This is a genomic window from Microbacterium xerophyticum (assembly GCF_053543555.1).
Genome location: NZ_JBLVOB010000005.1, coordinates 38,136 through 49,219, shown reverse-complemented (window position 1 = coordinate 49,219; position 11,084 = coordinate 38,136). Strand labels below are relative to the sequence as shown.

Below are 11,084 nucleotides of genomic sequence, written 5' to 3'. Positions count from 1 at the left end.
GATACCGGCCCCCTTCTCCCGTCGCTCAGTCGAAGATGCCGTCGAGGATGCTCCCGATGACGAGGCCGCCCATGATGCCGCCCATCACGTCGCCGCCGCCACCTCGGCGTCCGCCGCCCCAGCCGCCGCCCCAGTCCTGCTGTTGTTGCTGCGGCCGCGCCGAATCGATGTCGCGCTGCGCGAGCTGCAGCGCTTCGGCGGCGAGCTGCGCGACGCGACGTGCGCCGGCCAGTGCCTGTTCGCGCGTGTCCTCCGCGGCCATGAGCTCGGGGATGTCGATGCGCAGTCGCTCGGCCTCGGCGAAGCGCGTGCGCGCGTCGGCGCCGATCCACCCGCGGTGCCCTGAGATCAGTCCGCGTGCGACGCCGAGCTGCCGATCGGCGTCGTCCAGGGCATGCTGCACCTGAGCGATGCTCGGCAGCGGATTCTGAACGCGATAGTGCGCCTTGGCGATCGCGTCGTCGAGCGCGGTGTTGGCCGTGCGCAGTCGGGTGAGCTCGGCGAACGGGTCGTTGCGCGAACCTGCCGGCTCCAACGAGTCCAGAGCCCTCTCGAGCTCGGCCGTGGCCTCGGTGACAGCGGGCACCTTCGGTGCGGTTCGCGCGGCGATGATGTCGCCGCGTGAATCGGCGACGACCTCGGCGAGCGTGGACTCTGCGCGCAGCGCCTCGATCTCGAAGTCCTCGACGGCGTCCAGCAGTGCACCGACGCGACGGATCGCCTCCGTCGCGGTCTCCAGCGCGAGATTCGCCTCTTCGTTCTGCCTCGCGGCGCGACGCCGCTCTGCGACGTCGGCACCGTGCGTGGCGAACGCGATGAGCTGCTCTGCTTCGTCGGCGCTGTTGCGGATCTGGTGCAGAGCGCTTTCCGCGTATCGCGTGGAGAGGCGCTCGATGATGTCTCTGGCCTGCGGCAGCCGAGCCGAGAGCTTCTCGGCGTCAGTGCGCACCTTCTCGCGCACCTCCGGCGCGCGGCGCACCTTCGCGATCGATTCGGCCAGTGCCGAGGTCTTCTCGTCCAGCAGGTCTTCGGCCCATTCGCACAGCTGCACGATCCGGGCGTTGCGCGTGCGGAGCTCCTCGTCGGTGTCCGGGATCTCGTCGTGGTTGAGCTGGTGCAGCTGGAACGCTTCGCGCAGGTGCGTGCGAACCGCCTCGAGGGCTGCCTTCATGTCCTTCGTGAGCGACAGGCCGAGCTCGGCCTCGGCGAAAGCGAGCTCGTCGCCCGCTGTGCGGATGCGCTCGTCCGCAGCGACCAGCGCCTGCTCGGCCTTGCGTGCGAGATCGGCGTCCTGCGCTGCCTGGGCAGCTTCTTCTTCGCGCTTGCGCTTACCCCAGAATCCAGCCATGGGTCGATCTTAGTGACCCATGGTGATCAGGAGGCTGAGCATCCGCTCCGGGCGAAATTCATACGGGGGACGACGCGGTGGAGTCGCTCTTCACCGGGCGCCCGCGCTTGGGTCGTTCGGCCGAGAGCTCGACGCCGATCGCGTGATGCGGATGCTCGGACAGGCGCTGCTCCACGCGATCGAGCCAGCGCAGCTCTGCTTCCGCGCTGAAGAGCATGGCGTCCGCGATGAGCGCGGCGGCGAGTCCATCCGACGGGGCCTCGCGCAGCGACCGTGCGCGAGCCTCGGATTCGGAACGCTGCGCACGGATCAGCGCACCGGCATCCACACCCGGCAGCGTCGCGGCCACTGCGAGCTTGATCGCGAGTTCGTCTCGGGCCGCCTCGCCCCGCACGACGGGGGAGGAGAACCATCGGGCGACCTCTGCGGATCCGGCATCCGTGATGTGCCAGTAGACGTGACCCTGCTCGTCGGCCTCACCGCGGCCGACCAGTCCGTCGCGCTCGAGACGTTCCAGCGTGTTGTAGATCTGGCCGACGTTGAGTCGCCACGTGGACCCGGTTCGACGATCGAACTCGTGGCGCAGCTGGTATCCGTAGCAGGGACCCTGATCGAGGATGGCGAGCAGGCTCTGACGTACCGACATGACGACCTCCTGAAGTGCTTTCCCAGCATATGCATACTCGGCAACGCCGCAGGAATGGCGAATCCAGACGATCCAAAGGTCACCGGCCGGTAACATAGCGAGGTATGCCCCGGTACCGAAGCCCGATCTGGGTTGCCGGGTTCACACCCACAACAGGGAGATGACTTAAGTGGCGAATCCTCTTGAGAAGCTGCTGCGAGCCGGCGAGGGCCGTATCCTCCGCCGCCTGAATCAGGTCGTGAAGGCCGTCGGCGCGCTGGAGGAGGACTTCGAGAAGCTCACGGATGAGGAGCTCTCGAATGAGACCGCTGAGCTCAGGGAGCGGTTCGACAAAGGCGAGACGCTCGATCAGCTGATGCCGGAGGCGTTCGCAGCCGTCCGTGAAGCCGCCAAGCGCACCCTGGGCATGCGCGCCTACGACGTGCAGCTGATGGGTGGAGCCGCCCTCCACCTCGGCAACATCGCCGAGATGAAGACGGGTGAGGGCAAGACTCTCGTCGCGACCTTCCCGGCCTATCTGAATGCGATCGCCGGCAAGGGCGTGCACATCATCACGGTCAACGACTTCCTCGCCTCCTACCAGGCCGAGCTCATGGGACGCGTGTTCCGAGCCCTCGGCATGAAGACCGGAATCATCGTCTCAGGGCAGACGCCCGCCGTCCGACGCGAGCAGTACGCCGCCGACATCACCTACGGCACGAACAACGAGTTCGGCTTCGATTATCTGCGCGACAACATGGCGTGGCGCAAGGAGGATCTCGTCCAGCGGGAGCACTTCTTCGCGATCGTCGACGAAGTGGACTCGATCCTGATCGACGAGGCGCGCACCCCGCTCATCATCTCGGGTCCGTCCTCCGGTGAGGCGAACCGCTGGTTCACCGAGTTCGCGAAAATCGCCCGCACGCTCGAGCCCGGCGAGGACTACGAGGTGGATGAGAAGAAGCGCACGATCGGTGTGCTGGAGCCCGGTATCGAGAAGGTCGAGGACTACCTCGGCATCGACAACCTCTACGAGTCAGCGAACACTCCGCTGATCTCGTTCCTCAACAACTCGATCAAGGCACTCGCCCTGTTCAAGAAGAACACCGACTACGTCGTCATGAACGATGAGGTCATGATCGTCGACGAGCACACCGGGCGCATCCTGGTCGGTCGTCGCTACAACGAGGGCATCCACCAGGCGATCGAAGCCAAGGAGGGCGTCCCGGTCAAGGCGGAGAACCAGACTCTCGCGACGGTGACGCTGCAGAACTACTTCCGTCTGTACGACAAGCTCGCTGGCATGACGGGTACGGCCGAGACCGAGGCTGCGGAGTTCATGTCGACGTACAAGCTCGGCGTGGTGCAGATCCCCACGAACCGGCCGATGATCCGCAAGGACAACGCCGACCTCGTGTACAAGAACGAGACGGCGAAGTTCGCGCAGGTCGTGGAGGACATCGTCGAGCGTCACGAGACCGGGCAGCCCGTGCTGGTCGGCACGGTCAGCGTCGAGAAGAGCGAGTACCTCTCCCGGCTGCTGGCGAAGAAGGGCATCAAGCACGAGGTCCTCAACGCCAAGAACCACGCACGTGAGGCCGAGATCGTCGCGCGCGCCGGACGCCTGGGCGCGGTCACCGTCGCGACCAACATGGCCGGCCGCGGTACGGACATCATGCTGGGAGGCAACGCCGAGTTCCTGGCGGTGCAGGAGCTCAAGTCCAAGGGGCTCGACCCCGCCGAGACCCCGGAGGAGTACGAGGCCGCCTGGGACGAGACGTACGAGGCCATGAAGGCCGTCGTCGCAGAGGAGAGCTCCAAGGTCACCGAGGCCGGCGGCCTCTACGTGCTCGGAACGGAGCGTCACGAGTCGCGCCGCATCGACAACCAGCTCCGCGGTCGCTCGGGCCGCCAGGGCGACCCCGGTGAGAGCCGGTTCTACCTCAGTCTCACAGACGACCTCATGCGCCTGTTCCAGTCCGGCGCCGCCGAGGCGATCCTCGCGCGCACCAACTTCCCGGACGACGTCCCGATCGAATCCGGTCTGGTGTCGCGGGCGATCCGCAGCGCGCAGTCCCAGGTCGAATCCCGCAACGCCGAGATGCGCAAGAACGTGCTGAAGTACGACGACGTCCTCAACCGTCAGCGCGAGGCGATCTACGCCGACCGCAGGCACATCCTGCAGGGCGACGACATCGCCGGCCGTGTTCAGCACTTCATCGAGGACGCCATCACCGGCGTCGTCGCGGATCACACCAGCGCGGGCCACAACGAGAGCTGGGACTTCGACGCGCTCTGGACCGAGCTCAAGACGCTGTACCCGGTGAGCGTCACGATCGATGAGGTCGTCGCCGAGGCGAGCGGACGCAAGGGCGGAATCGACGCCGACGGGCTCACCAGGGAGCTGCTCTCCGACGCGAAGATCGCGTACGAGAAGCGCGAGGAGACGCTCGGCGAGGCCGCCACCCGCGAGCTGGAGCGTCGCGTGGTGCTGCAGGTCCTCGATCGCCGCTGGCGCGACCACCTCTACGAGATGGACTACCTCAAGGACGGCATCGGGCTGCGGGCGATGGCTCAGCGCGATCCGCTGATCGAGTATCAGCGCGAGGGCTACGCGATGTTCCAGTCCATGATGGGTCAGATCAAGGAGGAGTCGGTCGGCTACCTCTACAACCTCGAGGTCGAGGTGCGCCGCGCCGGCGATTCGGAGACCACCGAGGTCGAGGCCAAGGGTCTCGCGACCGACGGCGGAGAGCAGCGGCTGGAGTACTCAGCGCCCAACGACGCCGGTGAGGTCGAGGTGCGCAACGACCGCGGACAGGTTCAGCAGTCGGCGACGGATCGTCTGCGTCAGGCGGCCGCTGCCGCTGCCGCATCCGACGGCGAGCCCCCGGTCGCGCCCGAGCAGGGGCCGCGCGGCGCCTTCGGCCAGCGGACGGATGCCGCGGCTCCTGCCGCAGGCAACCGCGAGCAGCGACGGGCGCAGGGCAAGAAGAAGAAGTGACAGCGGGCTGAGCGCCGTCGCGTGGGCGGCGCTCGGCACCCGGCGCGTGCCGGTAGGATTTCTCAATGACCCCTTCACGCCACTTCGACCAGTCGTCGAAGCTCAAGAACGTCCTGTACGAGATCCGCGGCAAAGCGCTCGTCGAGGCGGCACGGCTGGAGGCGGAGGGCCACAACGTCCTCAAGCTCAACACGGGCAATCCGGCGATCTTCGGGTTCGAGGCGCCGCATCAGATCGTGCACGACATGCTCGCCGCGCTTCCGACCGCGCACGGCTACAGCGACAGCCGCGGCATCGTCTCCGCGCGACGGGCGGTCGTGAGCCGCTACGAGCAGATCGAGGGGTTCCCGCCGTTCGACCCGGATGACGTGTACCTCGGCAACGGCGTCTCAGAGCTCATCACGATGACGATGCAGGCGCTTCTGGATCAGGGCGACGAGGTGCTCATCCCCGCTCCGGATTATCCCCTGTGGACCGCGATGACGAGCCTCGCCGGTGGCACTCCGGTGCATTACGTCTGCGACGAGCTCAGCGGGTGGGAACCCGACCTGGAGGACATCCGCTCGAAGGTGACGCCTGCCACGAAGGCGATCGTCATCATCAACCCGAACAACCCCACGGGTGCCGTGTACTCTCGGGCGGTGCTCGAGGGGCTGGTGCAGATCGCCCGCGAGAACGAACTGCTGATCCTCTCGGACGAGATCTACGACCGGATCCTGTTCGACGACGCCGTCCACATTCCAACGGCGACGCTCGCACCGGACCTGCTCTGCCTGACGTTCAACGGGCTTTCCAAGACGTATCGGGTCGCCGGCTTCCGCTCCGGTTGGATGGTCATCACCGGACCGCAGGACCACGCCAAGGGCTTCCTCGAGGGCATCACGCTGCTCGCATCGACCAGGCTCTGCCCGAACGTGCCCGCTCAGCACGCCGTGCAGGCAGCCCTGAGCGGTGTGCAGTCGATCGATGCTCTCATCGCTCCCACCGGGCGTCTGCTCGAGCAGCGCGATGTCGCCTGGGAGGGACTGGAATCGATCCCCGGTGTCTCGTGCGTCAAGCCTCTGGGCGCCCTCTACGCGTTCCCGCGACTGGACCCCGACGTGCACGAGATACACGACGACGGGAAGTTCGTCTACGACCTGCTCGTCTCCGAGCACATCCTGCTCGTGCAGGGCACCGGGTTCAACTGGCCCACTCCGGATCACTTCCGAGTGGTGACGCTGCCCGAGCCCCGCGTGCTGGGCGAAGCCATCGAGAGACTCGGGAACTTCCTCGCCGACTACCGGCAGTGACGGCGTAGGCCGCCCTCGACGGCTCCAGACTCGCGGCAAGACGACGCACAGCAGCCACCAGCACGGAACGCGGTGTCACGTCGGCTATCGGCCGCGCGTGCAGCAGTGCGGCGTCGGCTGCGCGCGGATCGAGAGGCAGGAAGGCGACGTCCGTGATGCCGGCGAAACGCTCCAGCGCACCTCGGATCTGGCCGCGAGCGTCGATACCGAGCGGTCCGGGGCGCAACTGGTTCGCGACGACCGTGATGCGGGCCGCGGGGCCGACGAGCCTGCGCAGTTCGGCGTGATCCCGGAGGAATCGCGATATGGACAGGGGGTCGGCCGCTGTCACCGCCACGATCACATCGGCCTCGCGCAGCACGGTCGTGGTGGCGGCGTTGCGCCGCGGTCCTGCGAGGTCGTCGGTGATCTCCTCATCGGCATCGAAGGCCGCGGACACGTCGACGACCGTCGTATCCACCCACTCGCGGCAGACCTGAAGCGTCGCACTCAGACGCCCTGCGGCGATCTCCGGCCAGCGAGAAGGCCTGTTGAGTCCGCCCAGAACCTCGACAGTGCCGCCGCTCGTCTCGACCTCGGTGGCGAGCCGGCCCAGCTCCGCGGCATCGAGTCCGCCGAGTTCGGCGCGACGGCACGCTGCAGCGATCCCGGGGGCGTCATCGCCGAGTCCGAGCAGCAGCGCGAGGGACGGTGCCACCGTGTCCGCATCGACGAGCGCGCAGGTCTGGCCCGTTCGAGTCAGTTCCACGGCGAGCTGGATGGCGACGGTCGAGCGGCCCGGCGCGCCGTGCGGACCCCACACCGCGATCACCCGTCGCCTGGACGGCTCCGCCGGCGGTGAGGTGACAGGCGCCTCCTCGGACAGGGCATCGGCGATCTGCCAGGCGTCAGCGTCCGCCGGGAGCGCCTCGGGGAGTCCGAACCTGCCGAGCAGGCGGGAATCGCCCGACCCGAGCGTGATGATCCGCACACCGGAACGGTCGCACGCCTCCACCAGCGCGCTCGTCAGCGCGGCGCGGGTGGCGGGAAGGATCACCGCATCCGCCTCGGAAAGGAGCGCGGAGGTCAGTTGCGACGGCTCGACGATTCCCAGGACCTGGAGGCCATCGCGCTCGAGCTCGGTCCTGAGCGCCGACGCCCGCGGTTCCTCCAGGCCGATCACGACCGATGTCATGAGCTGTGCCCGAGCGGGACCACGGAGAGCGCAGCGCCGCCGGTGATCGCCGCGAGGACGTCTGCGACGTCGGATCGATCGATGACGATCTCGAGCATCGCACTGCGCTGCGCGAGCATGCCCTCGGTCTCGGGAATGGATGCGACGACGACGTCGGCGACGAGGATGCGCGGCGCGTCGAACTCCTCGGTCTCCGCCACCCGCGGCGCGAACCACAGTTCGACGGGGGTGCCGACGGCGACGCTCTCCGGGATGCCGACGCTGCTCTCGACCACGATGCTGGTGGTGCGGCTGGACTGCGCGTCGGCCGCCGCGGTCGTGGGCAGGAGCTCGCCGTCCTCCAACGTGCGCGACGCGATCATGCCCGGCTCGAGATCCTGGGGCGCGAGGTAGCCGTCGACGACGCTGCCGAGGCTGACCTCGACGATGCGGAAGTCGTCGGAGATCAGCGCCTCGCCCTGTGCGATGGTGCGATCCGCCTGCAGCACCGGTGTCGTCTGGCGCGCCGACGACACGATCAGCCAGACACCGACGACGGAGAGGATCACCAGTGCGATGCCGATGAGGAATCGGATGTCGCCCCAGAAGGCACGCCGGGTGCGTGATTGGGTCATCATCCCCACATCGTCACAGAATCGGTGACGGGGAGTCGAAAGTTATCCACAACGTGATGCTGCCGGGGCATCCGGGCATGCTGGGCGGGGGACAATGAGTACATGGCCGATTCGCCCGCATCTGCTCCTCGCTTCCTCGCGCCCGCGCAGGTCGCCGAGCTGCTCTCGATCGAGGTCGAAGAGGTGATCGCGCTCATCATGAGCGGTCAGCTGCGCGGCGCGCAACTGGGCACGCCGGCGCGGTGGCGAGTGGCCGAGGACAGCATCTCCGACTACCTCGCCGAGCAGACCGAACAGGCCAGGCGCATGGCGCTGTGGCAGCAGGCGGACGCGGCGAGTTTCCCCGAGGTCTGGGGCACGCAGCGCCCGACCCGCTAGCACGCTCAGAGTGCCGCGCCCTCCATCCGTGCCGACAGGATCGCATCGAACGGGATGATGCGGAACGCGCGCACCGCGTCGGCACGTCGGGCCTGACCGGGATCGTGCACGGCGAGATCGAGATGGTCGGCACCGGCGCGGTCGATCGTCCCATGCAGGCCCTCGCCGTCCCGCAGTGAGAAGCGCAGCGGGGTTCGACGGCGGGCGAGGTCGCGCATCAGGAATCCGAACGTCATCCGCTCGCGCAGCTCGTCGGCCGGCAGTGGGGCGTCCTCCAGGGTCGACAGCAACGCGCCGTGCGCGGTCTCGACGCTCGTCACCGCAGCCAGCGGAACGACGAGCGCACCGCCGACATCGTCGGTCTGCACGGCGATCCAATCGGCGCCGACGGCGTGCACGCGAACCGATCGGCGTTCGCCGCCCGCCAGCCGCAGGCCGATCAGCGCGGCGTCGTGCGAGAGTCTGCGCAGCCGAGTGCGCAGCGTGAGCTTCGCGATGCGCAGTCGCTCGGACTCCGCGTCGAGGACAGCCCGCTCCGCCTCCCACTCGGCGGCGAGCTGACCTTCCAGGTCTTCGAACAGACGATCCCAGTGCACGCGATAGAGCGTAGGGGAGAGTATCCGATCGTTGAGGGAGTTATCCACAGTTTCGATTCAGGACCTGGCGCGCGAGCGGTGCGACGTGGTCTACTGGCACGCATCGAAAACGAAAGTGAATACGATGACGCTTCACGAGTACTTCGCCCCGCAGCCGACTCCGGCAGCAGACCTGCCGAACCCCACGCAGCTGCTGCGAAGTCTCACTCAGGGAGTGCTCGAGGTGTTCGCCGGGGTGCGCGAACTCGATCAACTCGCGCGCTGGTTCAGCGAAGACGCGTTCCGCAAGCTCGGCGCGAGGGCGAACCTGTCCGCGCGGGCGCGCAGCGCACGTGGGGTCCCGCCGGCGAGGCCGGTGTTCGAGGTCCTCTCGATCAGGGAGACCCTTCCCGCGGACGGCGTCGTGGAAGCGGTCGTCATCGTGGCCGGTCCTGGACGGACGCGGGCCGTGGCCATCCGACTGGAAGGTCTGGACCGGCGTTGGCGCGCCACCTCGTTCGCGGTGCTCTGAGCGGTACGACGCGCGCCATTAGGCTTGTGGAGTGTCCACCCTCAGTGATCTCGTCCATGCCCAGGGCTGTCTGACCGACAACGATGTCGAATGGCTCCATCGTCTTGCGAGCGACGGGCAACTGCTCGCCGACCTCGCGTCCGCGGATATCGTGCTGTGGGTCGCGACGAACGACGGATCGTTCGTCGCCGTGGCCCACGCGCGCCCCAGTGGGGCGGCCACGTTGTTCTACCGCGACATCGTGGGCGAGGGGGTCCGTCAGCAGTGGCGCACGCAGGTGCGCGAGGCGTTCGACTCCGGTCGGATCGTGGACTCGTCCTCACCGGACTGGTTCGAGGAGACGCCGACCAGGCTTCGTGCCGTCCCCATCGTCCGCGAACGCGGCAAGGACGGCAACCCGCCGCCCGTGATCGGCGTGCTCACACGGCACAGCAACCTGGGGGAGACCCGCACGCCGTCACGGCAGCAGATCACGTTCGACGACTGCGCGAACGATCTGTTCCGCATGATCGCCTCGAGCGAGTTCCCCGACCCCTCAGCGCCCACGTCGCCGCGCAGGGGAGCGCCGCGCGCATCGGACGGCCTGATCCGCATCGACGTCGACGGCATCACGACCTTCGCCAGCCCCAACGCGCTCTCCGCCTTCAACAGGATGGGCTTCGACGACGAGCTCGAGGGGGAGTCGCTCGCCGAAGTGACCACGCGCATCCTCCCCTCGACGCGGCAGGTCGACGAGTCCCTCCCCGTCGTCGTCACCGGCAGAGCGCCGTGGCGGACGGACATCGAGGCCCGGGGAGTGACCGTCTCGCTTCGTGCCATCCCGCTGAAGGATCACGGTACCCGCATCGGCGCGATCATCCTGTGCCGCGATGTGAGCGAGCTGCGTCACCAGGAGCAGGAGCTCATCACGAAGGCCGCCACGATCCGGGAGATCCACCACCGCGTCAAGAACAATCTGCAGACCGTGGCCTCGCTGCTGCGCATCCAGGCACGACGCACGCATTCCGACGAGGCACGGGATGCTCTGACCCAGGCGATGAGGCGCGTCGACGCGATAGCCGTCGTGCACGACACCCTGGCGCAGGGATTGACGCAGACCGTCGATTTCGACGAGGTCTTCCACCGGGTGCTCAAGCTCGTCGCCGAGGTCGCCGCCGCACCCAACACGCGGGCGCGCACGATGTCGACCGGCCGTTTCGGCGTGCTCCCCAGTGAATATGCGACGCCGCTCGCGCTGGCTCTCACCGAGGTCGTGACGAACGCCGTCGAGCACGGCCTGGCAGGCAAGGAGGGCAGCGTGACGATCGATGCGGTGCGTACCGACGAGAAGCTGCACGTCTCGGTCCACGACACCGGCCACGGACTGCCGGAGGGACGCATCGGTCAGGGCCTCGGCACCCAGATCATCCGCACGCTCATCCAGGGAGAGCTGGGCGGCAGCATCGAGTGGCGCGGCAGCGACGGCGAGGGCACGGATGTGCTGATCGACATCCCGATGCGCTGGCTGAAGAGCTGACACGGGAATGGCCCGCCCCCCCGCCG

The 11,084-nt window shown here is 67.8% G+C and carries 10 protein-coding genes; 5 read left to right on the top strand and 5 right to left on the bottom strand.

Features of this window, described 5'->3' with window-relative positions; all coding sequences use genetic code 11:
- Nucleotides 1-25: 25 nt before the first annotated feature.
- On the bottom strand, nucleotides 26-1,348 hold the full coding sequence (locus tag ACNPNP_RS04780; RefSeq protein WP_448964921.1) for a coiled-coil domain-containing protein: 1,323 nt from the start codon (nucleotides 1,346-1,348) through the stop codon (nucleotides 26-28).
- A 58-nt stretch (nucleotides 1,349-1,406) separates the two neighbouring features.
- On the bottom strand, nucleotides 1,407-1,994 hold the full coding sequence (locus ACNPNP_RS04775; RefSeq protein ID WP_448964920.1) for a PadR family transcriptional regulator: 588 nt from the start codon (nucleotides 1,992-1,994) through the stop codon (nucleotides 1,407-1,409).
- 169 nt (nucleotides 1,995-2,163) lie between these two features.
- On the opposite strand from ACNPNP_RS04775, the gene secA reads away from it, so the two are divergent.
- Both secA and ACNPNP_RS04765 read left to right on the top strand, forming a co-directional pair.
- Nucleotides 2,164-4,977: a preprotein translocase subunit SecA gene (secA, locus tag ACNPNP_RS04770; RefSeq protein ID WP_448964919.1), complete on the top strand. Its 2,814-nt coding sequence runs from the start codon at nucleotides 2,164-2,166 to the stop codon at nucleotides 4,975-4,977.
- Nucleotides 4,978-5,042: 65 nt separating this feature from the next.
- Nucleotides 5,043-6,269, top strand: coding sequence for a pyridoxal phosphate-dependent aminotransferase (locus tag ACNPNP_RS04765; protein ID WP_448964918.1), 1,227 nt, complete (start codon nucleotides 5,043-5,045; stop codon nucleotides 6,267-6,269).
- Here the strand turns inward: ACNPNP_RS04765 and ACNPNP_RS04760 are convergent.
- Together ACNPNP_RS04760 and ACNPNP_RS04755 are read right to left on the bottom strand one after the other, a co-directional pair.
- Complete coding sequence (locus ACNPNP_RS04760; RefSeq protein WP_448964917.1) at nucleotides 6,160-7,443, bottom strand: CpaE/TadZ family protein; 1,284 nt, start codon at nucleotides 7,441-7,443, stop codon at nucleotides 6,160-6,162. The genes ACNPNP_RS04765 and ACNPNP_RS04760 overlap by 110 nt on opposite strands.
- Nucleotides 7,440-8,060 carry an SAF domain-containing protein gene (locus tag ACNPNP_RS04755; RefSeq protein WP_448964916.1) on the bottom strand — a complete coding sequence of 207 codons (621 nt, stop codon included), beginning with the start codon at nucleotides 8,058-8,060 and terminating at the stop codon, nucleotides 7,440-7,442. The genes ACNPNP_RS04760 and ACNPNP_RS04755 overlap by 4 nt, the downstream gene beginning before the upstream one ends.
- A gap of 99 nt (nucleotides 8,061-8,159) precedes the next feature.
- Here ACNPNP_RS04755 and ACNPNP_RS04750 point away from each other — a divergent pair, with 99 nt between their 5' ends.
- Complete coding sequence (locus tag ACNPNP_RS04750; RefSeq protein WP_448964915.1) at nucleotides 8,160-8,435, top strand: helix-turn-helix domain-containing protein; 276 nt, start codon at nucleotides 8,160-8,162, stop codon at nucleotides 8,433-8,435.
- A gap of 5 nt (nucleotides 8,436-8,440) precedes the next feature.
- On the opposite strand, the gene ACNPNP_RS04745 is transcribed toward ACNPNP_RS04750, so the two are convergent.
- Complete coding sequence (locus tag ACNPNP_RS04745; protein WP_448964914.1) at nucleotides 8,441-9,031, bottom strand: hypothetical protein; 591 nt, start codon at nucleotides 9,029-9,031, stop codon at nucleotides 8,441-8,443.
- A gap of 124 nt (nucleotides 9,032-9,155) precedes the next feature.
- On the opposite strand from ACNPNP_RS04745, the gene ACNPNP_RS04740 reads away from it, so the two are divergent.
- Together ACNPNP_RS04740 and ACNPNP_RS04735 are read left to right on the top strand one after the other, a co-directional pair.
- Entirely contained in the window at nucleotides 9,156-9,542 is a 387-nt protein-coding gene (locus tag ACNPNP_RS04740; RefSeq protein ID WP_307363265.1) for an Rv3235 family protein, read from the top strand.
- A 31-nt stretch (nucleotides 9,543-9,573) separates the two neighbouring features.
- Nucleotides 9,574-11,058, top strand: coding sequence for a sensor histidine kinase (locus tag ACNPNP_RS04735; RefSeq protein WP_448964913.1), 1,485 nt, complete (start codon nucleotides 9,574-9,576; stop codon nucleotides 11,056-11,058).
- Nucleotides 11,059-11,084: the final 26 nt, after the last annotated feature.